This window comes from Capnocytophaga gingivalis (genome assembly GCF_002302415.1).
Classification (GTDB): Bacteria; Bacteroidota; Bacteroidia; order Flavobacteriales; family Flavobacteriaceae; genus Capnocytophaga; species Capnocytophaga gingivalis.
The window spans coordinates 1,134,640-1,157,863 of the sequence record NZ_CP022386.1; the positions used below are offsets into that span (position 1 = coordinate 1,134,640).

Sequence of the window (23,224 nt, forward strand, 5' to 3'; positions counted from 1 at the left end):
ATTAATCATTGACAAATACTGATAATGTTGTACCTTTGCCGCATAAAATGACTATGGGCTATTTCCCTTTTCTACAGAAATGAACGACATACCATATATATTAGCTATAGAATCCTCTTGTGATGATACCTCAGCGGCAGTGATGCAGGGAGACAAAGTTCTCTCGAATGTGATTGCCTCCCAGAAGATTCACCAAGAATACGGAGGTGTAGTACCAGAGCTGGCCTCGCGTGCTCACCAGCAGCATATCATTCCCGTTGTACATCAGGCCTTGCAGCGAGCAGGAGTGGGCAAGGAGCAACTCTCAGCCATTGCCTTCACTCGAGGGCCTGGCTTGCTGGGGTCGCTATTAGTAGGCGTTTCCTTTGCCAAATCCTTAGCACTCTCCTTAGGAATTCCTTTGGTAGAAGTCAATCACCTCCAAGGACACATTCTCTCCCACTTCATAGACCAAGAGGGGCAGGAGAAACCTTCCTTTCCTTTTTTGGGAATGACCATCAGCGGGGGGCATACCCAGATTCTCAAGGTCAGTGACTACTTCACTATGGAAGTTCTGGGAGAGACACAGGACGATGCCACAGGCGAGGCTTTCGACAAGACAGCCAAGATACTCGGTCTCCCCTACCCTGGCGGTCCCTTGATCGACAAGTATGCCCAAAAAGGCAACCCAAAGGCGTTTGCTTTCCCTTTCCCTAAGGTAGAGGGGCTAAACTTCAGCTTTTCAGGACTGAAGACCGCAGTGCTCTATTTCATACAGAAGGAGGTAAAGGAAAATCCAAACTTTGTCCAAGAACACTTGGCCGATATCTGCGCTTCGGTACAATATACTATCATAGAAATCCTTATGCGCAAGCTCAAGAAGGCAGTCGAACAGACAGGTATACGCCAGATTGCCATAGGAGGGGGCGTCTGTGCGAACTCAGGGCTGAGAAGTGCGCTGAAAACCTATGGCGAGAAATACCACTGGAGGGTCTTTGTCCCCCCCTTCGAGTATTGCACCGACAATGCTGCTATGATAGGTATCGCCGCTTATTACAAATATTTACAAAAAGACTTTGCCGATATGCATGTCACAGCACAGGCAAGATACCATTTTTAAGGGATTGAGAAATATAGAAATGAGGGATAAAGGGTTTTAGCCAAGGTACTATTAATTCTTTACCCCTAAAACTCTCTAACCCTAACATCCTGACACCTAATACCCTTTAATCCTAATCATTATGAAGATCGCTATTGTTTGTTATTCTACTTTTGGAGGAAGTGGAGTGGTAGCTACCGAGCTGGGGGTTGCCCTTGCTCAGAAAGGCTATCAGATACACTTTATCACCTATGGCCAGCCAGTGAGGCTCTCAGCCTTTCATAAGAACATCCACTTGCACCAAGTATATGTGGAGGAATACCCTCTATTCCGCTATCAGCCTTACGAACTTGCACTCTCAAGCAAGATGGTGGAGGTAGTACGCGAATATAATATCGACATTATCCATGCTCACTATGCCATTCCCCATGCCTATACAGCCTTCATGGCCAAGGAGATTCTCCGCAAGGAAGGTTTGGAAGTGAAGATCATCACCACCCTACACGGCACAGATATTACCCTGGTAGGGAACCATCCTTACTACAAGACTGCGGTAAACTTCAGTATCAATGCCTCCGATGCAGTGACTGCTGTCTCAGAGAGCCTCAGAGATATGACCTATGAGCTCTTCGATGTACAGAAACACATCAACGTAATTCCGAACTTCATCAATGTAGAAAAGAAAAAAAGTGAGCCCAAGCGCTGCCAGCGTGCTATGTTGGCAGAACCTGACGAGCTGATACTCACCCATGTGAGCAACTTCCGCAAGGTAAAAAGAGCCTGCGATGTGGTGCGTATCTTCCACAAAGTACTCCAACAGAAGAAAGCACGCCTGATCATGGTCGGTGATGGCCCCGACAGAGAGAATGCCCAAGCCCTTGCCCATGACTTGGAGATACAGAACTACGTTAATTTTTTGGGTAACTACTTGGATGTGAACGACATACTCTGTTCGAGCGACTTATTCCTACTTCCTTCAGAATCAGAGAGTTTTGGCTTAGCTGCCTTGGAAGCGATGGCAGAAGGAGTGCCTGTCATCTCGAGCAATGCTGGAGGAATCCCTGAGGTGAATAAGCAGGGTGTATCAGGCTTTCTCAGCCCTGTTGGTGATGTGGACGACATGGCACGCAACGCCCTTACTATCCTTCATGATCGGGAGACCCTCGCCCGGTTCAAGGCACAAGCCTTAGAGAGAGCCAGCCTTTTCGACGAAAAGAGGATCATCCCTATGTATGAAACGGTATACCATGAACAATGATTAATGATTAATGAGCAATGATTAATAAACATTTTTCACAACTTATTAATTGTTAAAAAATACAATTATTATAGATATTATAGCTACATTTGCAGCAAAATAATATCAAAAACCAATTTTACGACAGGATCTGAAATACAAGAAGCTCTTGACAAGCTTTGCTTAGAAATGAAAGACAGTCTATCTGGATTCCTTTTCTGTGGAATCCTCAAATGTTCCGATGGGACTATTATGGCAAAGGCCTCCGCCTCTGTCGAGCTGTTAAAAACCGCTGAAGAAACAAGCCCTTTCTTCACCACGATTGTAACACAGGTGAAAAATGTTGTTTTCCTAAGTGAATCCCTACAAATCAAAGAAATACATAGTATTCTTATAGAGACCGACAAGGTCACCTATGTCATCGGGGTTTCGAATAAGGGAAAGTTTTTTAACCTCTTAGTCTTAGAAAGAGACAAAGCCAATATGGGCATCGCAAGAGCACTCATTGAGAAAAGTAGACCCCTTGCTATGGCCTTGGACGAACAACTTTAGCCCTGTGCAGAAGCATTTTTCAAAAGCACAGGTAGGAAATACCCAACTTGTGCTTTTTTAGTACCTTTACCAAACTTTGTTAAAAAAATCTTTTTAGAAGATACAAACACGGCATTTTCAATAATATAGGCACTTTGGAGAAGTTATCTCCTCTTTAAGAGAAAAGCCACTCTGTTTTTGAGTAAAAAAAAAGAGAGGAAATTGTAGTTTTTTTAAAAAAAATATGTACCTTTGTCCCATAAAATACTAAATCTATTTTTTAATGAAATCAGTGAAACTAACGCTTGCTGTATTGGCTACTATGGCCATGGTAAGCTGTGGCGGTGGTAGCTCCAATGGAGATAATGCCAATACTGACAACAGCACACCCAGCACAACAACCGAGACTCCTGCAGCGACTAATACTCCTGCTACAGAAACCCCTGCAGCCCCTACTGGTGGTGCTGGAGTAGACCTAAGCAACAAAGGAATAGGCCCTGTAAAAGCAGTGAATCCACCATTAGGAAATACTGTAGATCAAGCCTTGGCAGCCAAAGGACAAGAGCTATTCAAGCTCAATTGTACTGCTTGCCACAAGCCAACTAAGAAGTTCATAGGACCTGCTCCTAAGGGCATCTTGGAAAGACGTTCGCCTGAATGGGTAATGAACATGATCCTCAACCCTGAGGAAATGATCGCCAATGACCCTATCGCGAAGCAACTCTTAGTAGAGGCTAACGGATCACCTATGGCTAACCAACACCTTACAGAAGAACAAGCCAGAGCTGTCTTAGAGTACTTCCGTACTATTGAGTAAGCTCTCAAAGAGAGAAAGTCTGTTTAGAGCACTCAAAAACTCTAAGCAGGCTTTTACTCCCTAAATCAAACTTTTAGGATATAAATATTTTTAAATAAATTGTTTTATGAAAACAAGCAAATTGTTATCTTTGGCAATTGCTGGAGCTTTTCTTGCCAGTTGTGGAAATGGCAGCAAAAGTGACAACAATAAGTCTGGGGCTATGGGAGCTTCAGATGCTGCCTCCAGAGTGTATGTAGCACCAGGACAATATGACGAGTACTATGCATTCCTATCAGGAGGGTTCAGTGGACAACTTGCCACTTACGGACTTCCTTCAGGACGACTACTCAAAGTGATTCCTGTGTTCTCACAAGACCCAGAAAAAGGATATGGTTACAACGAAGAAACCAAGCCTCTTTTGCAAACTACCCATGGGTTCATTCCTTGGGATGACACCCACCACCCTGACCTTTCTCAAACCAATGGAGAAGTAGACGGACGCTGGATCTTCATCAACGGGAACAACACTCCTCGTGTAGCCCGTATTAGTCTCAAAACATTCGAAACAGAAGAAATTTTGGAACTTCCTAACGTAGGGGGTAACCACTCTTCTACTTTCGTAACTCAAAACACTGAGTATATCGTAGGGGGAACTCGCTTCTCTGTGCCTATTCCTCAGGAAGACGTAGCCATCAAGGATTACAAAGGAAAATTCAAAGGAGCTATCTCTTTTGTGAAAATCAATCCTGATTCAGGGGCTATGAACCTCGAATTCCAAATCCTTATGCCAGGATTCAACTATGACTTAGCTCACGCTGGTAAAGGAGATTCTCACGGATGGGTATTCTTCACCACTTACAACACTGAGGAAGCTAACACTCTTTTGGAAGTAGAAGCTTCTGAAAATGACTATGACTACATCGCAGCGATCAACTGGAAAGTAGCTGAGGACTATATCAAACAAGGTAAATTCACCGAAATGAAAGCTCCTCACTACCATAACACTTACAGTGATGAGACACACACAGGTAAGAGTGAAGTAGTAGAAACTGTAAAAATCCTTGACGCTTCTCAGCTTCCAGGATTGGTATACCTACTTCCTACCCCTAAATCTCCTCATGGAGTGGACGTAGACCCAACAGGGGAATACATCATTGGTAACGGAAAACTTTCTTCTGATCTTACTGTACACTCTTTCTCTAAAATGCTAAAAGCTATCGAAAACAAGGCTTTCGATGGTGAAAAATATGGTATTCCTACTATCAAAATGGATGCTGTAGTAGCTGGTGTAGTAAAAAGTACAGGTCTTGGCCCATTGCACACTGAGTTCGATGACAAAGGTAATGCGTATACTACTTTCTTTATCTCCTCAGAAGTTATCAAATGGAAAGTAGGTACTTGGGAGGTATTGGATAGAAAACCAACCTACTATGCTCCTGGTCACCTTATGATCCCTGGTGGAGACTCTCGTAAGCCTTTCGGTAAATATCTCGTTGCAATGAACAAGATTACCAAAGACCGTTACCTCCCTACCGGTCCTGAACTTTGCCAATCTGCACAGTTATTCGATATCTCTGGAGACAAAATGGAACTCCTCTTGGACTTCCCAACTATCGGAGAGCCTCACTATGCACAGGCTATCCCTGCTGACAAGATAAAAGCACAACAAACCAAAATCTATGCACTTAAGGATAACCACCACCCTTACGTAACTCGTACCGATGCCGATGCTAAGGTAGTAAGAGAAGGTAACAACGTACATGTGTACATGACTTGTATCCGTAGCCACTTCTCTCCTGACAACATCGAAGGTATCAAAGTGGGTGACACTGTATACTTCCACGTAACCAACGTAGAACAAGACTGGGATATCCCTCATGGATTCTCTGTATTGGGTGCTCAGAATGCAGAATTGCTTATCATGCCTGGACAAACAGAAACCCTCGTATGGAAACCTACTAAAGTGGGTGTATGGCCATTCTACTGTACAGACTTCTGTTCTGCTCTTCACCAAGAAATGCAAGGATACATCCGCGTATCTGCTGCAGGAAGCAACACTCCGCTTAAGTGGAGCCTCGGTAGCGACGAATAATTTATATAACCAAAAAAAGGCTGGTCTCGTATCAGCCTTTTTTACAAATTTTAATTGAAATGAAAGCACGAATTTTAATGGTAGTAGCCTCCCTTTTGCTACTCTTACTCTTTATTTTCCCTATCTGGAGTATCAAGTTGGATGCTCCTCAATATCCAGAAGGTATCAAAATGTATATCTGGATTAACGACATTAATGGAAAGAGCAGCTTCTCTGCCCAAGAGGATGAACTTTCCATCCATACCATTGAGAATATCAATCTGCTAAACCACTATATAGGAATGAAGCATATTCATGCTGAGAATTTCTGGGAATTCAAAGCCTTCCCATGGGTCATCGGCAGCCTCCTTGTTTTGGGCTTGCTCATCGCCTTTGCAGGCAAGAGAATCCTTTACTTTGCATGGGCTGCTCTTATGGGAGTAGCAGGTGTATTGGGAATGTATGACTTCTATAAGTGGGAGTATGACTATGGGCACAACCTAAGCGACACCGCTCAGATCAAAATCCCTGGTATGGCCTACCAACCTCCTTTCTTTGGAGGTAAGGAACTGCTGAACTTCTATGCGGAATCCTACCCAAGCTGGGGTACTTATGCCATGGTCTTGGCGGCAGTACTCGCCTTAGTAGCCTTCTTCATCAGTAAGAAAAAAGTAGCTTAATTAATCTTAAGAGAAAAAATCATCTTAGTAGTGACTTAATTCATTGCTAAGATGATTTTTTTTCTTATATTTGCAGTCTAAATATCGCAACATGAAAAAAGTATTATCTCTATTGAGCCTTGGGCTCCTTATGGCTTCGTGTGCCCCTAAGGCAGAGCCTATTGACTATGGGAAGGAAGAATGTGCCTTCTGCAAGATGACTATTGTAAGTCCTCAGTTCGCCTCAGAAGTGGTTACTCAGAAGTCCAAAGCCTTCAAGTATGATGCCGTGGAGTGCATGCTCCAAGCCCCTCAAGAAGACCAAGTAGCGCTGCACTTGGTGTGTGACTACCTCAAGGAAGGCAACCTAATCGATGCTACCAAGGCTACTTACCTTATTTCCAAAGAAATAGAGAGCCCTATGGGAGCTCACTTGGCTGCTTTTGCCTCCCGTGAGGATGCCCAAAAGATACAAAGGGAAAAAGGAGGAGAACTCTACGACTGGCAAGGTATCCAAGCTAAGTTCCAAGGACATCAGCACCCTGCAAATGAGGATCATGGTAACATGCACGACCATTAATAGACCATCACTATCAAACCTATGCTAAAAAAACTAATATTCCTTATCATATGCTTTCCTCTTTTAGGGAAAGCACAATCCCTCCAAGTATGTCCTCAGTGTCCTATAAGTACTATAGCTCAAGCTGTCGCTATTGCTAAAAGGGGTGATACTATTGTAGTACAAAAGGGTACATATCCAGAGAATAATATACTCCTTAACAAGCCTCTAACCCTTATCGGGAAAGACAGACCGGTCATCAATGGGCAGTTCAAGGGAAGTATTCTCAAAATCCAAGCCGATAGCATCACCATTAAGGGCTTCCGCCTGGCCAATGTTCCTTTCAAAGCTACAGAAGAACAAGCAGCTATACTCTTAGACAAATCCAAAAATTTCGTTATAGAGGATAATATCATGGATCAAGTATGCTTCGGCGTGCTCCTGAGAAAGGGACGTGATGGTATTGTAAAAAACAACAAGATTTTTTCCAATGCTACCCAACAATATAACTCAGGAAATGCTATACACCTATGGAGCTGCAAGAATATAAGAATCATTGGTAATGAATCGGCTAACTGTCGTGATGGTATCTATATACAATTTTCATCTAAGTCCTATATTGAGAATAACTACTGCCATGGAAACCTACGCTATGGACTACACTTTATGTTCTCGGACGATAACGAATATCACCACAACAAATTCACTAAAAATGGTGCAGGTGCCGCGGTGATGTTCTCCAAGCGAGTAAAGATGAACGGGAATACTTTCCAAGACAACTGGGGGCCGGCCTCCTATGGACTGTTGCTCAAGGAGCTGTACGATTCCGAACTCACAGGCAATACCTTCTACCGCAACACCATCGGTATCAATGGGGAGAACTGTACCCGTATGAAGTACAACGAAAATATCTTCAGTGAGAATGGTTGGGGAATCCGTATCCGAGGAGGGTGCTATCAGAACGATTTCTGGGATAATAATTTCCTGAACAACACCTTCGATGTGGCTTATGATAACAATGTGAATGACAACAAGTTCTATGATAATTATTGGAGTGACTACACTGGTTATGACCTGAACAAAGATGGTATCGGCGATGTCCCCTACCGCCCAGTGAAGCTCTTCTCCTATATCAGCAACCGTACCCCAGAGAGTATTGTACTCTTGAGAAGTCTTTTTATCGACATCATGAACTTTTCGGAGAAAGTAGCACCTGCCTTTACTCCTGAGAACCTGGTCGATGAGACCCCTCGTATGAATCCTTTTTCTAAAAAGAAAAACTAATAATCAACTAATTACCCTAATACATCTATGATAGAATTCAAAGATATACATAAGAAATACGGCAAATTGGAAGTGCTCAAGGGCGTGAACTTTACCATCAAGGATGGGGGGATTATCGCCATCTTAGGCCCTAATGGCTCTGGGAAGACAACCTCCATGAAGAGTTTCTTAGGCATGGTGGTGCCTACCAAAGGGGATATCCTTTTCAATGGGAAGTCCATCAAAGGACAATGGGCTTATAGGGAGCAGATCTCTTACCTCCCTCAGATAGCCAACTTCCCCAGCAACCTCAAGGTGAAAGAGCTTATCTCCATGATCAAGAACATCAAGAAGGTGCCTTGTAATGACCAAGAACTCATAGAGCTCTTTGGCCTACAGAAGCATCTGAATAAGTCCTTGGGGAATCTCTCTGGAGGAACCAAGCAGAAGGTGAACTTAGTCTTGACCTTCATGGTCGATGTGCCTGTACTGGTCTTGGACGAGCCTACCTCAGGACTTGATCCTATCGCCGTTTTAGCACTGAAAAAGCTCATCCTTCGCGAGAAAGAGAAGGGAAAAACTATCCTAATCACCTCCCACATCCTTAGCTTCTTAGAGGAACTCTCCGATGAGATTCTCTTTATCTTAGAAGGGAATATCTACTTTAGAGGAACCCCTCAGGAACTCTTAGCAACCACCCAAAAGGACAATTTCCAAGAAGCCATTGCCGAACTCCTAAAAAACGAAAAATATGCTTAAGATTATCCGATATACTTTTTTTGACCTTATCCGCAGCAGTTGGACATATTTCTACTTTGGGTTCTACCTGATCCTAAGTAGTATACTCCTATTCCTGAACCATGATATATCCAAATCGGTCATTACCCTGATGAATGTAATTATTGTTCTTATTCCTTTGATTTCCACCATCTTCGGGGTAATGTATTATTACAATGCTCGTGAGTTCATTGAGCTACTCTTAGCCCAACCGATACCGAGGAAGCATATTTTCTTAGGGCAGTACTTGGGGATTTCACTATCACTTTCCTTAAGCCTTGTTATCGGGCTGGGGGTACCTTTTCTACTATACGGATTGTTCCTATCTTCGGAAATATTCAACTTCCTGATGCTGATTGTCACAGGGGTGTTTCTTAGCTTTATTTTTGTAGGAATTTCCTACCTTATTGGGCTCTATTATGAGAACAAGATCAAGGGCTTTAGTTTGGCTATTTTTATATGGCTTTTCATGGCGGTAATCTTCGATGGTATCTTCCTAATATGCTTTATGGTATTCCGCCAATATCCTTTGGACTCATTCTCCCTTGCGATGATTTTAGCCAATCCGATAGACCTCTCTCGTATCCTCATCCTGCTGAAACTCGATATATCAGCACTGATGGGCTATACCAGTGCTTTCTTTAAGTCATTCTTTGGTTCGACCACCGGTATTGCTGCTTCCTTGGGCTCCCTGAGCTTATGGGTGATAGCCATTATCTTCTTGATCCTAAGAAAGATTAAGAGAAAAGACTTTTAATAATGATCAATGATTAATGTTTAATGATTAACCCTGTAATTTCTATAATTCTATAACCCTGTAATTTCTACAACCCTAATATTCTAAATTATGTATAAAGTAGTTCTTTTACGTCATGGACAGAGTGAATGGAACAAGCTCAATCTATTCACTGGATGGCAAGATGTAGACCTCACTGAGCAAGGAGTACAAGAAGCCCGTGAGGCTGGTCGTGTACTCAAGGAAGAGGGATTCCGCTTTGATGTGGCTTATACCTCTGTCCTCAAGCGAGCTATCAAGACACTGAACAATGCCCTGGAAGTGATGGGCGAGCTATGGGTACCTACCTATAAGAGCTGGCGCCTGAACGAGAAAAGCTACGGTGCCCTACAAGGACTTAACAAGGCTGAGACAGCTGCCAAATACGGCGAAGATCAGGTGCTCCTCTGGAGACGCTCCTACGATGTACAACCACCACTATTGGAGAAAAGCGACGAGCGTCACCCCTCTCATGACCGCCGCTATGACACACTCACCGATGCTGAGAAGACAGCTGGAGAGAGCCTCAAGGACTGTTATGATCGCATGCTCCCCCTTTGGTTCAGCGATATCGCTCCTGCAATCAAGCAAGGAAAAAGTGTAATCATTGCCGCTCATGGTAATAGCTTGCGCTCCTTAGTGCAATACTTGGACAGCCTCTCTGAGGAAGAAATCCTAAAACTCAATATCCCTACTGGGGTGCCATTGGTATACGAACTCGATGCCGACCTAAAGCCTATTAAGCACTACTACTTAGGCGACCAAGAGGCCATCGCTGCCGCTATCAATAGCGTAGCTAATCAAGGGAAGAAACAGTGAGCAGTGAAGAGTGAAGAGTGAAAAGTGAAAAGTGAAGAGTGAGCAGGCTGTTCCTCATACTTGTTCACGCTACTTTACCTATTACCTAAAAAAAGCCGCATAAGGAGATTTCCTTATGCGGCTTTTTAGTAATATTATTCATTAATCATTGACCATTAATCATTAATTAATGATATCGAATCCTGTATACTTGCGCAATACCTCAGGGATCAGGATACCCTCTGGGGTTTGGTAGTTTTCCAAGATACCTGCCAAGACACGAGGCAATGCCAAGGAGCTACCATTGAGGGTATGGACAAGCTGTGTTTTGCCTTCGCTATTGCGGAAGCGGAGCTTGAGTCGGTTGGCTTGGAAGGTCTCAAAGTTGGAAACAGAGCTTATTTCGAGCCATTTCTCCTGAGCGGTAGAGTATACCTCGAAGTCATAAGTAATAGCTGAGGTAAAGCCCAAATCACCCCCACAGAGGCGTAGGATACGATAAGGGAGTTTCAGTTCGTTGAGAATACCCTTGACATGCTCTACCATCTGAGTGAGTGCTTGGTAGGAACGGTCGGGATGTTCTATACGGACAATCTCTACTTTGTCAAACTGGTGCAAGCGGTTTAGCCCTCTTACATGTGCCCCATAGCTACCTGCTTCGCGACGGAAACAAGGCGTATAAGCGGTACAACAGATAGGGAAATCCGCTTCGGAGAGAATCACATCACGGAAGATATTCGTTACAGGCACCTCGGCAGTAGGAATCAGGTAGAGGTTATCGAGCTGTACATGGTACATCTGTCCTTCCTTGTCAGGAAGCTGTCCGGTACCATAGCCAGAATCCTCATTGACCATATGAGGTACTTGAAACTCTTGGTAGCCTGCGGCGGTATTCTTGTCCAAGAAGTAAGAAATCAAGGCTCTTTGCAGTTTTGCTCCCTTACCCTTGTATACAGGGAATCCCGCTCCGGTGAGCTTCACCCCGAGTTCGAAGTCGATAATATCATATTTTTTGGCTAATTCCCAGTGAGGGAGTGCCCCTTCGTAGAGGGCGGGAATCTCTCCTGCTTGGAATACATTGAGGTTGTCCTCTGCTGATTTTCCTTCAGGAACAATCTCGTTAGGGATATTAGGGATACGGTAGAGCACCTGAGTAAGGGAGGTAGCCGTCTGGTCAAGTTCTGCATTGAGACGCTTAGTAAGCTCCTTATACTGAGCGGTTTGTTCTTTGGCAGCTTCGGCTTCTTCCTTTTTCCCTTCCTTCATCAGCGCGCCTATTTCCTTGGAGAGCTTATTGCTCTTAGAAAGCGCTTCATCGAGCTCCGTTTGGAGTGCACGACGCTTTTCATCCAAAGCAATAGCCTGCTCTACAAGCTCCAATTCACCGAAATTTCTCTTCTTAAGTCCTGTGAGAACCTTCTCTTTATTCTCTCTTATGTAACTGATTTGCAACATAGTATATCGTTGATTTTAAGTTAGTTATATCTTACAAAACACTTTAGACCCTTTGGGGATTTTTCTATTTTCCTCTCAGGAGGTCACCCCCCTCACAAGGGGTCAGTATATGAAGTACAAAGATACTACTATTTTTTTATTTTTCCGAATATTATTTTAAAAATATTAGAGAAGTGAGGGATTAGGGAGGGAAAAGTGAAAAATGTAGCTAGTGGAGACAAAAATTGCGTCTCTACGTTATGGTAGAGACGCAATAAATTGCGTCTGTATTTATTGCATCTGTGTTTATCGGATTACTTAAGTACTCTACTGGTTTTGGCATAAGCCTTCTGCCAATAGTCCTCAGAGAGGCTGGAGACAGTAATACCTTGAGAAGTAGAAGCGTGTATGAACTTAACTTCATCGCCCGTACCTACCACGATACCTACATGGCTGATACGGTTGCGCTTGCGGGTAGTCTTGAAGAAAAGCAAATCGCCTACCTGAGCTTGGCTTAGGGGAATATCCACACCTTGGGTAGACATCTCAGTAGAAGAGCGGCTCAGGGGAACATTGATGGAGCTAAAGGCGGTGCTTACAAAGCCCGAACAATCCATTCCCTCGCGGGTAGTGCCTGACCACTTATAGGGGGTTCCTATATACGAATAAGCGGCATCGATAAGGGCTACTACCCTATCCTCAGCACCCATAGCCTCTAAGTCGGGCTTTACCAAGAGTTCTCCTCGGCGGCTGATCGGCATGGACTCGTCTATCACTGCATTCTCATAGCGGGAGATATTTCCAAAGTCTGTCGCTGCTATGAGCATATCATTCTTTCCCTCTAGGTAGGTAGGATTGTCCACCAAAGGTTTCGAAGGACGGTTCTGCGCTTGCACTTCTTGGTGATACGCTGTGCCTGCAAAAAAAAGTAGAATAGGTAGTATTTTTTTCATAGATCCATATTTTGAAAAGCACCTGCAAAGTTACGGAATTAATTGATTACTTGTACCTTTCTTTTCTTATTTTTTTCTTATTGTTGAAAAAAAGATAAGTTTTCAATTTTCAAATTGTTAAAAACAATCCAGTTACGTATATTATTCACAATTTTTCATTATTTTTGCACCTAAAAACAGATGATTCGCCTTCTAAGTACCAAGCTCCTTTTGCCCCAAGAAGTAGAGGCTTTTGCTGCCTTAGGCTTTCAGGTGGAGTCTCTTCCGCTTATCAGAGTACAGCTATCAGAGACTATAGAGGCTTTTCCTCAAGCAGATTTTGCTATCTTCACCAGTGGGAATGCATTGGAGGCACTGCAGAAACATCCGGCAGCTAAAGCGCTTGCTCCGCATAGGGCTTTCTGTGTAGGAGCCAAGACCCGAGAGCGCCTCGAGAGTGCAGGCTGGGAGGTGATAGCTTCTTTTGGCTATGCTCAGCAGCTGGCCAACTACTTAGTGGAACAGTACGCCAGCTATTCCTTTGTCTTCTTCTGTGGGGAGAGCCGTATGGAGACCCTGCCTAAAGTACTTGCTAAGAGGGGAATCCCTTGCCATGAATGCCTTACTTACACTACAGAGCTGACACCTAAGAAGTTATCCAAGCACTACGATGGGCTGCTCTTTTTCAGTCCCTCGGCAGTGAGGAGCTTTCTTGCGGCAAATAGCTTTGCTGAGGAAAAAATTTTCTGTATAGGAAGTACGACACAAAGTGCCCTCCCTGAAGGTGTTAGCAGCTATATCGCGCAGTCGCCTACCTTGGAGGGAATGATGGAGCGATGCCGAGAGATATTCAACAATAGACAAACGTAATTTATGATAAAAAATGACCTTTTCCTAAGGATTCTCCAAGGAGAGAAAACCGAGCGTCCTGCCGTGTGGATGATGCGCCAAGCGGGGCGTTACCTACCTGAATTCAGAGCCTTACGCGCCAAATATGACTTCTTCACCCGCTGCCGTACCCCTGAGCTGGTTGCCGAGATTACCACTCAACCGGTAGATATCGTAGGGGTGGATGCGGCTATCCTCTTCAGTGATATTCTGGTGGTACCCCAAGCGATGGGGATACATATCGAGATGAAAGAACAAGTAGGTCCCTACCTACCGCACCCCATCCGTACCAAAGCGGATATAGAGCGCGTGCAGATACCCGAGGTATCCGAGGCATTAGGCTATGTGATGGAGGGAATCCGCCTTACCAAGGAGCGCTTGGCAGGGGAAGTACCCTTGATAGGCTTTGCAGGAGCACCATGGACTATCTTCTGCTATGCAGTAGAAGGAAAAGGGTCTAAGAACTTTGATACAGCTAAGTCATTCGCATTCTCCTACCCAGAGTGGACAGCTGAGTTCCTACAGAAAATCACTGATACGACCATCGCTTACCTAAGAGAAAAGGTAAAAGCTGGAGTGGATGCCCTACAACTCTTCGATAGCTGGGGAGGGGTGCTCTCTGCAGAAGACTATCAGAAGTACTCCTGGCCCTATACCCGCCAGATCGTGGAGGCGCTCTCTGAGGAAGTCCCCGTGATTGTCTTTGCCAAAGGCTGTTGGTATGCCCTAGAAGAGATGAGCCAGAGCAAGGCAGCAGCTCTTGGGGTAGACTGGACCTGCTCGCCCGAGATGGCACGCAAGCTCACCGGTGGCAAGAAAGTCCTACAAGGCAACTTAGACCCTGCATGGCTCTTGGCACCTATCACCCAAATTAAGGAGAAAACCCAACAGATGATCCGCGCCTTTGGCAAAGAACACTATATAGCCAACTTAGGACATGGTATCCTCCCAGAAGTACCCGTGGAGCATGCCCGTGCTTTTGTAGAGGCTGTCAAGAATTTTAAGGAGTCATAAGCTCAATAGCCTTGGCCACCCCTGTGGAGGCTTTCTGTGCGATAACTGTAAGATCCCCCTTGCTGTGTAGTGAGGGGTTTGGGTCTATGTAGAAGATAGGGGTACCCTCCTTGACATAGTCTATAAGACTTGCCGCAGGATACACCTGTAGGGAAGTCCCTATAATCATCAGTATATCTGCGGAGTACACCTGTGCTATAGCCTTCTCCAGCATAGGCACTTCCTCGCCAAACCATACGATATGGGGGCGCAATTGCGCTCCAGTAGGGCTCTTGTCTCCCACATGGATATCCCCTGTACAAGGGTAAGTCACCTCAGGGTTGTCCACCCCACGACTCTTGAGCAATTCGCCATGTAGGTGGATGATGTTATGACTTCCTGCCCGCTCGTGTAGGTCGTCCACATTCTGAGTGATAATGACTACCTCATAGCGTTTTTCTAAATGTGCCAAAAGGCGATGTGCCTCATTGGGCTCTACCTGAGAGAGCTGGCGGCGGCGCTGGTTGTAGAAGTCCAGCACCAAGGCAGGGTCGGCCGCAAAGCCTTCGGGAGTAGCTACCTGATTGACATCATAGCCCTCCCAAAGACCTCCCGAATCACGGAAAGTACTAATGCCACTTTCGGCAGAAATACCCGCTCCGGTAAGTACAACTAATTTTTGCATTTGTTTATTTGATTGTTTTTCTAAAATAGCCACACTCACGAATCACCTCTTTGTAGTACTGGGTGTGCCTATACTTATTCCTAAGTTCCTGAAAGCCCTTCCAATCCTTGACAAGGACATCATCAGCCCATGCCCCACCATAATTATCAGGCTTGCTAAAATACGCCTCTATATAGAACTCATTGCGCTCTATTTTGGCAAGTAGGTAAGCCATTTTAGCCCTTTGTTCATCGGTAGTGGCATGCTTTTGAGCCAAGAGGTAATACTTTTTAGCATTTCCCATACCAAGGAGTACTTCTTGATTCTCTGGGTTGATGCCTAAACCATATTCGCCTATAATTCTATTATGATAGAAAGCACGAATACTTCCAAAATAAGAAGCATTATAGAAAGCATTCCCTATCAGAAGGGCATTGTTATATACATCCTCTCCTTTGGTGATTTTCCCCTGCATTTCTTTTACTTTTTCTAAGAAAGAGAGCTTAGAGTATTTCACCTTTTGTGGCATGGCATGTTGGCAATCATTACAGTCCTTGATAAATCCATTGAAAGGATTGGCGGGTAATATATAGTCACTGAGCTTTATTTTTTTCTTTTCCATCCTTCGTGTCACTTCATTATATACATTTTCCTCTTGGAAAGGCACCTTCTTGAGCTCGGCTATTGCTTTAGAGATATTATCCTCATAGAAAGCATAGATAGCCCTACTCTCATAGATATCGCCCAAGGTATAGGTATAATACTCAGCCCAGAACTTTTCCCAAGGTGTTTTGTTGCCCTTGAGCAGGAGTTGCTCCATGGCCAGAGACTGTTGTCCATTCTTATAGAATCCTGCTTGAGGCGAGGTAAGCTCCCACATAAGCGTATTATTAGCTTCCTTGTACAAGCGTGAGAGATAGGCTCTTACAAAAGAGAAGGCGTAACCATAGCGCATATCCTCATTCTTTTTGTGTGTCCAGAGCCATTGGATATCCTTCAGGAGCTTGTCCTCCGCTTCTTTGGAGATTTGTTCAAGGCTACTTACCTCATTGAGAGTCTCCAAGAGGCGTACTTGGTCTTGCATAGCGGTGTTTTTGGCCTCTGTTTTTGCTTTTTTCAAAAAGGAAGCAGCACCTTGGAAATCATTGCGAAACATAGAGAGGTAGCCCGCAGCAATATGCCAGAGGTAAGGGTTGGCAAGTGTTTCTTTTTGTGCTGTCTGCAACACCCATTGGGTATCGAAATCCTTGGTCACCACCCTATGAGTATAAGAGCGGTATCCCTTATAGGAAGCCATAATCACCCACTTGTCATCATAAGTATTGGTTTTAATCTCTATTCTATTGATATAGCGAGTAAGAAGGAAATCCACATATGGCGAGCGAGGCTCTAAGGCAAGAATATGCTCAATAGCCTCTTTCTCATTGCGATAATAGCCTTGCATAGCCCAAAGTGCCGCTGCCTGAGAGGGTTGCAGACCTTGTGCAATGGCACTAACCTCATTATCTGTGAGAGGATGATATTCATAAGTAGCCGTTTGCCTTAGTGCTGGCACCTCATGGAAGAGAGTAGCTAAAAGCGCATTGGCTTTGCGATAATTCTTCTGAGCGATATAAGCCCCTGCTACATAGTGCAGCGCACGGTAGTAGAGCGCATTCTTAGGTTGGTCACGGTGTGTCTGCTCGAAATAGGCAATCACCGCACTGCGGTCATAGGAGTAGAAGCGTAGGCGCAGGGCTTGGAACCACATACGATTGGCAAAGAAAGCATCCTTATCCTTCTGCGCCGAAGCATAGAGGTTGTCTGCCTTTTGTATCTGTAGCTGTTGTACCTTTTCCACCTTACGATTTTCATAATTCCAAGGGTCATAAGGCATATTGGTAGCCCCCTCGTTGCCCACAGCTATGCGTAGGAAGTCTACGAAGTTTTGCGTTTTTTTGGGATATTCCTTCTGCTCGATACGGCGAAGTGCTTTTTGTGCGTCCTGAAGCTTGGTCTTAGGATTGAAGAAGAGAGAAAGCCAGCTCTCGGCATTGGGCTGTTTGGCTTGCCCCAAATAAGTACGCCACTCTTTGGCATCAGCGGTGAGCTGATCACTTTTCTTTTCATCTATATCTATATAACCTCCATAGAAAAAAGAGTCTTCGCTGAGGAATAAGGCTTTATAAGAGGTATTGCCCACAGCTATCTCGGGAGAGAAAACCGAGTTGTAATAATCCCCCAAGCCTTCTCCTGCACAGGCATAGAGATAGGCACCGTAGCCTATACCCGCGAGCACGGATAGTTTAACGCAAGTCTTCAAAAAGTTTTTTTTCATAAGTAGTAATGTTTTTATTCAAATCATACAAAATAATCTCCTTGGGGGGTTGTTTCATATATTTGATCAAGTCAGCCTTCATCTCTCTGAGGTTTTCAGGGGTGATTTCTTCTACCTTGACCACATCCCCCTTTTGCCAGAGCCTGCCGAGGTAGTTGGTTTGGTGGGTCACCAGATAGGAAGAAGTCTCCCCCATGCGCTCCACCCCCTTGATTGTATCCATCTGGGCTGTGGTAAGCCCTCCGATGAGCGCATTGACATCGCCCGCTATGGAGTGTACCCCCCAGCTAAAGAGCGGCAAGGCAAGATCCAAAGGCAAAGGGTAGCCCCTGAGCGAAGGCAAATAACGCTTGGCCACCTCTCGGTCATAGATAGAATTGCTCCCCGTGGCGGTAATCTTGCCCATATTATAGTACATGAGTACTCCCCTCTCCACAGGAGGGACGCCCGTAGTATCCTGATACTTCACCTGATGCAGGCGAATGGTCGCCGAGAGGTGATATGGGTATAGCCCCCTGAAGTGCTCCAAGAAAGCGAAATAACGTTCCTTGCTTGAGAGCGACCAATCACAATCGAACTGTACCTCCCCTACGGTGAGATGATAACTATTATTAATCTGTTCTATATACTTACCCACCTTGGCGGCGAGTGCTTTAGGATCCGTTTGTTTGTCTAGGAACACCTCATTCTTGAGGTATATCACCGGGACAACTTGCTTGCCCACCAGTGCCACACTATCCATCTCGATAGGAGCAATAGGGACAGCCTCCCCACCTCTGAGGCCTACATCGCAGTAGCGCACATAGAGCTTTGTTATCCTTTGCTCGGTGAGAAAGCCCTCCTGCTCAGGAGTCAGGGAGAGAGAGGTGCGCCAATAATATACCGCAAGGCTTGCCACAGGGGTGGTTCTTTGGCAGGCCAAAGATACAAAAACTAAAAAAAATAGTAAAAGTTTTTTCATCACAAATGTTCTTCCATCATTTCTGGTAAGTCTTCATCAATATGCCAATCATAGTCAAACATATAGATAGAATATAAATAAGATAAATAACTGATTTAATTTGCTTATTTTAAAGAGCGAATTGCTATTCTGAAAGGGCAAGTTGCTATCCTATAAAAGGGCAAGTCGTAATTCTGCAAGGACGAATCGCAATTCTGCAAGGACGAATCGCTTCCTATAAGAGGGCGAATTGCAATTCGCCCCTACAGTTCGCGAGCCATTTCTGATTGACTATAAAGCATTGGCTTCTAAAAACTATGGAGCAAAGATAGTGAAAAATAAATAAATGCTATCAAATGACCATCAAATAAAAACTCATTGAATATCAATGATTTAATTTTCAAAAGGACTTTCCTATCAAATGACCATCAAATAAAAAATTACATCCTTTTATAAATCTGTAATGTTTCATTATCAGATATTCTTCCTTGTTTTTCAAGGTTTTTAGAGTTTTACTTCTTGATTTATAGTTAAACGAAAATAGATTTCGAATAAATAGGCTTGTTTTTAGGGGGCGTCTGCAAAACGCCTGTACACCACACACTGTAAAGGTGATTGATTATTGGGGTGTGGCGATATGAATTTAGTATAACCAATTCTATAATATAGGAGGAAGTCCTTCTTTTTTGCGTTTTTTATTATCCATTTTGTCGCTTTCTTCACGTAGATTATCAATGTGATGATAGGTAAAATTATCCAATGAAAAATTCTTGTATTTATAAGTCTTTTCGTATTGATGATGTCCCCACGATTCAACATGAATACTGTCTATACAATATTGAGAATTTACATAGATTTTTGAACCAAAATAATTATTGCCAGACATATCTACATTTATTATAAATCCATTTTCATAAGTTGATAATGAATGAACACTATGATAACCAACAGAATATAAAGCTTGTTTATAGATTTTATACTTAGCTTCATCATTGCCTTTTTTCGCCAAAAGTAACCATTCATACTCTCTGTTAGGAAGGCAATTTGTTGCTCCAAGTGTAGAATAATAAGGTCTTAATATAGCAATGCTATCATTATTGGGGGTTTTTATAGCTTCATCAATTTCATAAAAAGTAGAGATATAAAGATTAAATCTTTTTTGGTAGTTAGAATATCTGTGAAAATCTTCCTTACAATCATAATCTTTTGGAGTTATAATCGTATCGTATTTATCGTTTGATTTAACTTTTTTAGTTGCAAGAATAAGGTTCTTGTGGGTATTGTTATCTAATTTTATTGAATTCTTTTTGCTTATAAAAATAATAACCAAAACTATAAAAGCAATACTTACTAATATATAAAAAATCTTTTTCATAAATTTATAGTTAAACGAAAATAGGCTTATTTTTAAGGGGCGTTTGCAAAACGCCCGTACACCACGCACTGTAAAGGTGATTGATTATCGGGGGTGTGGCGATGTGGATTTAGTATAACCAATTCTATAATATAGGAAGTCCTTCTTTTTTACGCCTTATATTATCCATTTTGTCGTTTTTTTTGCGTAGATTATCAATGTGATGATAGGTAAAATTATCCAATGAAAAATTCTTGTATTTATAAGTCTTTTCATATTGATGATGTCCCCACGATTCTATATGAATGCTGTCTATACAATATTGAGAATTTACATAAGTGTCCGACCGAAAACCACTAACGCCAGACATATAAACTTCTATTACAAATCCCTCTTTATATTTAGATATTTCTTGATGTATATCAGGATATAAGACATCATTGTAGATTTTTGTTTTATTTTGGTTTTTTATGTTCTTACGCTGTATAATAAGTAATTTTTTGTGGATTTTCTCAGGGTAACAATCTCCCAAACCTTCAATATAAAAAGGGGTTAATGTGGCTAAACTATCATTGTTAGACAATACATTCTCATCTCCTATAATGTAAAATTTAGAAATATGATAATTATAACGCTTTTCATATTGCTTTACATTATAGTTGCAATTATATTTAAAAATATCCTTAGGAGCAAAAATAGTATCTATATTTTCGATTTTTACTCCTTTGTTTAATTCCTTATCAAATTTGATAGGATAGATGCTCTTAAAAAAAGCAGACATCATAAAGAAATAAAAAACAAATTTAATTAGAAGATTTATCATCTTTATAAGGTTTTTAGAGTTATACTTCTTGATTTATAGTTAAACGAAAATAGATTTCGAATAAATAGGCTTGTTTTTAGGGGGCGTTTGCAGCACATACCCAGCTATCGCTGGCTTTCCTACACAACATACTCTAAAAGTGATTGATTATCATAAATACTCATAAATGATAAAGCGACCTTGGGAGTTGGTGGGGATTTTTATTTTCTTTTCGCCTTTGATGAAGTGAAAATTGCGATGTGTTTCCCCATTGTCGATGATGGTGCCGTGCTTTTTGTCTATTTTGATATGGTATTCGTACATATCAGCTTCAAAAGGCAGGTCTTTGCCATAGGTATTATAGCGTTTGTGAGGTATATAACCTTCTGAACCTCCGCTGTAAAACTCCAGAGCGCTGCCTCGGTGGTTGTATTTGGTTACATATTCGCCATAATATTTTTCACCTTTTAACGTATAGAGTCTGCTTGGGGCTAAAGAAATGTTTTGACTGGCGTGCAATACATACTTTGCTTTGATGTACTTCACTTGCTGTAAGGAGTCTAAGACTTGTGGTGAGAGTTGAGCAAAGGTATTGGCAATACAAGCAATAACGAGTAAGAGTGTTAATTTCATAGAGTATAAGTTTTAATATTTTTACATTTCTATCAAATGACCATCAAATAAAAACTCATTGAATATCAATGATTTAATTTTTAAAAGGTCTGTTCTGTCAAATGACCATCAAATAAAAAATTACATTCTTGGTTTTATAAAGAGAGTAAGGTGGTATCGCTTAACCATTTAGCTGAGTATGCTATAGTATCCTTGACCCTTACCCAATTCATAAGAGAGCACTTGTACAATAGCACAGGGGATCACTCAAGCGCGCACTTGTATTTCCCAATGAAATAATATAACTATTTGCTGTGATTTTAGGATAATGAGTCATAAACAAATTCTCTGATAATAGTCTGCAAAAATACTAATTTTTCTCAGACTTAGCTATAATTATATAATTATATATAAAAAAATTACCCTCCTTTGGAGGGAGGGCAATTTTATCATATTAACTTCTTAAGTTTGATAATAAGAAAAAAATTAGTTGTTTTTCTTCAGTAGGTCACGGATCTCAGCTAAAAGCTCTTCCTGAGTAGGTCCTGCTGGAGCTTCAGGAGCTGGTTCTTCTTTCTTTTTGAACTTATTGATTCCTTTAACCAACATAAACAATACGAAAGCTACACACAAGAAATTAATCACGGCAGCTAAAAATTTTCCATACGCTACCCCATTCCATACAAGGTCTTGTAGGTTTTCAGCACCTGTAGCCTTGAAAGCAGGAGTAAGTAGTAGTGGTGTAATCACATCGGCAACTAAGGAAGAGACAATCGCTCCAAAAGCACCCCCGATGATTACCCCGATGGCCAAATCAACTACATTGCCTTTTACAGCAAATTCTTTGAATTCTTTTAAAAATCCCATAACAAAATCTATTATATTTTGGGGGCAAAAATAAATGTTTTATTTGAATTGACAAAGAAAAATTATAAAATATAAAAAATAAGTCCTATTTTTAGGATATTACTTTGCAAATTTTGCCCATTTTGTGAATTTTCACCCTTGAATAGGGGACGAAGTGCATATTGTAGATACACATTCCAAGTATTATGCCCGACAGCTATATAGAGTTTTGCATCCATATATCCCTTAAGGTTGGGGTCGGAAAGGCTATAGCTCCCTTCACTACCTGAGAATTTGTAGCGTGAGGCAAAGGTATAGGTAGGCTTCACCCCTGTATATATCCTCCAGAACTTATGGGAATAGGGTGTGGAGGTACGCCAGCGGAACTCAATAGGAAAGCCTATCGAATGCTGTTCGTAGTAGGAATCTTCTACTTTTTTATCGCTGATAGAGATGATCTCATAGGACATCTGCCCCTCGATCTGCTTGGCTTGTATGTTCAGGTACAGAAGGTCATAGCTGTAACTGACCCCTGCGGCAAAACCTATATTGCGCTGCTTATTCAGAGGAATGTCTCGCTGATAGCCCCCAAAGAGACTTCGCGAGAAGCTGTGTTGCCTCACCCCTGATGGTCTGGAAACCACCCAATCATAACTGATCCCTATGTGGAATTGGTCTTCTAAGTACTTGTTGTCCAAGGCTAAAGAATCCGATTGTCCGTAGCTAACCATTCCCAAGAACAGGCTTATCCATAGTATATAATTCCTCATGAAAAAAAATTTGAAGCAAAAGTACAAAATCTAACAAATATAATTTCTTTTTTAACAAAAAAAAACGTACCTTTGCGCGAGTAAAGAGTGAAGAGTGTAGCCAGCGAGTGCCCACAGCTGGGTAT

General features: G+C 42.5%; 23 protein-coding genes. 13 read left to right on the top strand and 10 right to left on the bottom strand.

The features are described from left to right. Positions 1-79 precede the first annotated feature (79 nt). The 11 genes from tsaD (at position 80) to gpmA (ending at position 10,568) form a co-directional block, all read left to right on the top strand. A complete protein-coding gene (gene tsaD / locus CGC50_RS05220) occupies positions 80-1,099 on the top strand; it encodes a tRNA (adenosine(37)-N6)-threonylcarbamoyltransferase complex transferase subunit TsaD (RefSeq protein ID WP_095909974.1) in 1,020 nt (339 codons plus the stop codon). Positions 1,100-1,220: 121 nt separating this feature from the next. Continuing rightward, the gene (gene bshA, locus CGC50_RS05225; RefSeq protein ID WP_095909975.1) at positions 1,221-2,336 is read left to right on the top strand and encodes an N-acetyl-alpha-D-glucosaminyl L-malate synthase BshA; all 1,116 of its coding nucleotides are present in this window, start codon (positions 1,221-1,223) and stop codon (positions 2,334-2,336) included. Positions 2,337-2,504: 168 nt separating this feature from the next. Further along, the gene (locus CGC50_RS05230; RefSeq protein WP_095909976.1) at positions 2,505-2,867 is read left to right on the top strand and encodes a hypothetical protein; all 363 of its coding nucleotides are present in this window, start codon (positions 2,505-2,507) and stop codon (positions 2,865-2,867) included. Positions 2,868-3,129: 262 nt separating this feature from the next. Further along, the gene (locus CGC50_RS05235) at positions 3,130-3,663 is read left to right on the top strand and encodes a c-type cytochrome (RefSeq protein ID WP_095909977.1); all 534 of its coding nucleotides are present in this window, start codon (positions 3,130-3,132) and stop codon (positions 3,661-3,663) included. Positions 3,664-3,769: 106 nt separating this feature from the next. Beyond that, complete coding sequence (gene nosZ, locus CGC50_RS05240; RefSeq protein WP_095909978.1) at positions 3,770-5,737, top strand: Sec-dependent nitrous-oxide reductase; 1,968 nt, start codon at positions 3,770-3,772, stop codon at positions 5,735-5,737. A 59-nt stretch (positions 5,738-5,796) separates the two neighbouring features. After that, positions 5,797-6,396: a hypothetical protein gene (locus tag CGC50_RS05245; RefSeq protein ID WP_095909979.1), complete on the top strand. Its 600-nt coding sequence runs from the start codon at positions 5,797-5,799 to the stop codon at positions 6,394-6,396. A 91-nt stretch (positions 6,397-6,487) separates the two neighbouring features. Beyond that, on the top strand, positions 6,488-6,955 hold the full coding sequence (locus CGC50_RS05250; protein ID WP_095909980.1) for a nitrous oxide reductase accessory protein NosL: 468 nt from the start codon (positions 6,488-6,490) through the stop codon (positions 6,953-6,955). 21 nt (positions 6,956-6,976) lie between these two features. Then, a complete protein-coding gene (locus CGC50_RS05255) occupies positions 6,977-8,218 on the top strand; it encodes a nitrous oxide reductase family maturation protein NosD (protein ID WP_198541638.1) in 1,242 nt (413 codons plus the stop codon). 27 nt (positions 8,219-8,245) lie between these two features. Next, entirely contained in the window at positions 8,246-8,956 is a 711-nt protein-coding gene (locus CGC50_RS05260; protein ID WP_002669335.1) for an ABC transporter ATP-binding protein, read from the top strand. Continuing rightward, entirely contained in the window at positions 8,949-9,731 is a 783-nt protein-coding gene (locus CGC50_RS05265) for an ABC transporter permease (protein ID WP_095909981.1), read from the top strand. Before CGC50_RS05260 ends, CGC50_RS05265 begins: the two co-directional genes overlap by 8 nt. Before the next feature lie 90 nt (positions 9,732-9,821). Then, the gene (gene gpmA / locus CGC50_RS05270; RefSeq protein WP_095909982.1) at positions 9,822-10,568 is read left to right on the top strand and encodes a 2,3-diphosphoglycerate-dependent phosphoglycerate mutase; all 747 of its coding nucleotides are present in this window, start codon (positions 9,822-9,824) and stop codon (positions 10,566-10,568) included. A gap of 162 nt (positions 10,569-10,730) precedes the next feature. On the opposite strand, the gene serS is transcribed toward gpmA, so the two are convergent. Together serS and CGC50_RS05280 are read right to left on the bottom strand one after the other, a co-directional pair. Next, positions 10,731-12,002 (bottom strand): serine--tRNA ligase, encoded by a 1,272-nt coding sequence (gene serS / locus CGC50_RS05275; RefSeq protein ID WP_095909983.1) that lies wholly within the window; start codon positions 12,000-12,002, stop codon positions 10,731-10,733. Positions 12,003-12,295: 293 nt separating this feature from the next. Continuing rightward, positions 12,296-12,934 carry a C40 family peptidase gene (locus CGC50_RS05280; protein WP_095909984.1) on the bottom strand — a complete coding sequence of 213 codons (639 nt, stop codon included), beginning with the start codon at positions 12,932-12,934 and terminating at the stop codon, positions 12,296-12,298. 180 nt (positions 12,935-13,114) lie between these two features. On the opposite strand from CGC50_RS05280, the gene CGC50_RS05285 reads away from it, so the two are divergent. Further along, complete coding sequence (locus CGC50_RS05285) at positions 13,115-13,783, top strand: uroporphyrinogen-III synthase (protein ID WP_002669183.1); 669 nt, start codon at positions 13,115-13,117, stop codon at positions 13,781-13,783. 3 nt (positions 13,784-13,786) lie between these two features. Then, positions 13,787-14,815 carry a uroporphyrinogen decarboxylase gene (gene hemE / locus CGC50_RS05290; RefSeq protein WP_095909985.1) on the top strand — a complete coding sequence of 343 codons (1,029 nt, stop codon included), beginning with the start codon at positions 13,787-13,789 and terminating at the stop codon, positions 14,813-14,815. On the opposite strand, the gene CGC50_RS05295 is transcribed toward hemE, so the two are convergent. The 8 genes from CGC50_RS05295 to CGC50_RS05330 all read right to left on the bottom strand — a co-directional run bounded on the left by CGC50_RS05295 (position 14,802) and on the right by CGC50_RS05330 (position 23,099). Next, positions 14,802-15,479, bottom strand: coding sequence for an SIR2 family NAD-dependent protein deacylase (locus CGC50_RS05295; RefSeq protein WP_095909986.1), 678 nt, complete (start codon positions 15,477-15,479; stop codon positions 14,802-14,804). The genes hemE and CGC50_RS05295 overlap by 14 nt on opposite strands. A gap of 4 nt (positions 15,480-15,483) precedes the next feature. After that, on the bottom strand, positions 15,484-17,775 hold the full coding sequence (locus CGC50_RS05300) for a hypothetical protein (protein ID WP_095909987.1): 2,292 nt from the start codon (positions 17,773-17,775) through the stop codon (positions 15,484-15,486). Continuing rightward, positions 17,744-18,736, bottom strand: a complete 993-nt coding sequence (locus CGC50_RS05305; RefSeq protein WP_095909988.1) for a hypothetical protein — start codon at positions 18,734-18,736, stop codon at positions 17,744-17,746. The genes CGC50_RS05300 and CGC50_RS05305 overlap by 32 nt, the downstream gene beginning before the upstream one ends. 637 nt (positions 18,737-19,373) lie before the next feature. Beyond that, the gene (locus CGC50_RS05310; RefSeq protein WP_095909989.1) at positions 19,374-20,090 is read right to left on the bottom strand and encodes a hypothetical protein; all 717 of its coding nucleotides are present in this window, start codon (positions 20,088-20,090) and stop codon (positions 19,374-19,376) included. Positions 20,091-20,214: 124 nt separating this feature from the next. Beyond that, positions 20,215-20,892, bottom strand: coding sequence for a hypothetical protein (locus CGC50_RS05315; protein WP_157909418.1), 678 nt, complete (start codon positions 20,890-20,892; stop codon positions 20,215-20,217). Positions 20,893-21,042: 150 nt separating this feature from the next. After that, entirely contained in the window at positions 21,043-21,504 is a 462-nt protein-coding gene (locus CGC50_RS05320) for a hypothetical protein (protein ID WP_095909991.1), read from the bottom strand. Positions 21,505-21,969: 465 nt separating this feature from the next. Continuing rightward, the gene (gene mscL, locus CGC50_RS05325; RefSeq protein WP_095909992.1) at positions 21,970-22,350 is read right to left on the bottom strand and encodes a large conductance mechanosensitive channel protein MscL; all 381 of its coding nucleotides are present in this window, start codon (positions 22,348-22,350) and stop codon (positions 21,970-21,972) included. A 62-nt stretch (positions 22,351-22,412) separates the two neighbouring features. Then, on the bottom strand, positions 22,413-23,099 hold the full coding sequence (locus tag CGC50_RS05330) for an outer membrane beta-barrel protein (protein WP_095909993.1): 687 nt from the start codon (positions 23,097-23,099) through the stop codon (positions 22,413-22,415). Positions 23,100-23,224 lie beyond the last annotated feature (125 nt).

Coding starts and splice junctions, on each gene's coding strand:
- CGC50_RS05295 (WP_095909986.1), bottom strand. CDS start 15,479: ATGCAAAAATTAGTTGTACTTACCGGAGCGGGTATTTCTGCCGAAAGT.
- CGC50_RS05285 (WP_002669183.1), top strand. CDS start 13,115: ATGATTCGCCTTCTAAGTACCAAGCTCCTTTTGCCCCAAGAAGTAGAG.
- CGC50_RS05230 (WP_095909976.1), top strand. CDS start 2,505: ATGAAAGACAGTCTATCTGGATTCCTTTTCTGTGGAATCCTCAAATGT.
- CGC50_RS05320 (WP_095909991.1), bottom strand. CDS start 21,504: ATGAAATTAACACTCTTACTCGTTATTGCTTGTATTGCCAATACCTTT.
- hemE (WP_095909985.1), top strand. CDS start 13,787: ATGATAAAAAATGACCTTTTCCTAAGGATTCTCCAAGGAGAGAAAACC.
- nosZ (WP_095909978.1), top strand. CDS start 3,770: ATGAAAACAAGCAAATTGTTATCTTTGGCAATTGCTGGAGCTTTTCTT.
- CGC50_RS05245 (WP_095909979.1), top strand. CDS start 5,797: ATGAAAGCACGAATTTTAATGGTAGTAGCCTCCCTTTTGCTACTCTTA.
- CGC50_RS05260 (WP_002669335.1), top strand. CDS start 8,246: ATGATAGAATTCAAAGATATACATAAGAAATACGGCAAATTGGAAGTG.
- CGC50_RS05315 (WP_157909418.1), bottom strand. CDS start 20,892: ATGATAAATCTTCTAATTAAATTTGTTTTTTATTTCTTTATGATGTCT.
- CGC50_RS05310 (WP_095909989.1), bottom strand. CDS start 20,090: ATGAAAAAGATTTTTTATATATTAGTAAGTATTGCTTTTATAGTTTTG.
- CGC50_RS05305 (WP_095909988.1), bottom strand. CDS start 18,736: ATGAAAAAACTTTTACTATTTTTTTTAGTTTTTGTATCTTTGGCCTGC.
- CGC50_RS05250 (WP_095909980.1), top strand. CDS start 6,488: ATGAAAAAAGTATTATCTCTATTGAGCCTTGGGCTCCTTATGGCTTCG.
- CGC50_RS05300 (WP_095909987.1), bottom strand. CDS start 17,775: ATGAAAAAAAACTTTTTGAAGACTTGCGTTAAACTATCCGTGCTCGCG.
- CGC50_RS05330 (WP_095909993.1), bottom strand. CDS start 23,099: ATGAGGAATTATATACTATGGATAAGCCTGTTCTTGGGAATGGTTAGC.
- tsaD (WP_095909974.1), top strand. CDS start 80: ATGAACGACATACCATATATATTAGCTATAGAATCCTCTTGTGATGAT.
- serS (WP_095909983.1), bottom strand. CDS start 12,002: ATGTTGCAAATCAGTTACATAAGAGAGAATAAAGAGAAGGTTCTCACA.
- CGC50_RS05265 (WP_095909981.1), top strand. CDS start 8,949: ATGCTTAAGATTATCCGATATACTTTTTTTGACCTTATCCGCAGCAGT.
- CGC50_RS05235 (WP_095909977.1), top strand. CDS start 3,130: ATGAAATCAGTGAAACTAACGCTTGCTGTATTGGCTACTATGGCCATG.
- CGC50_RS05255 (WP_198541638.1), top strand. CDS start 6,977: ATGCTAAAAAAACTAATATTCCTTATCATATGCTTTCCTCTTTTAGGG.
- CGC50_RS05280 (WP_095909984.1), bottom strand. CDS start 12,934: ATGAAAAAAATACTACCTATTCTACTTTTTTTTGCAGGCACAGCGTAT.
- gpmA (WP_095909982.1), top strand. CDS start 9,822: ATGTATAAAGTAGTTCTTTTACGTCATGGACAGAGTGAATGGAACAAG.
- mscL (WP_095909992.1), bottom strand. CDS start 22,350: ATGGGATTTTTAAAAGAATTCAAAGAATTTGCTGTAAAAGGCAATGTA.
- bshA (WP_095909975.1), top strand. CDS start 1,221: ATGAAGATCGCTATTGTTTGTTATTCTACTTTTGGAGGAAGTGGAGTG.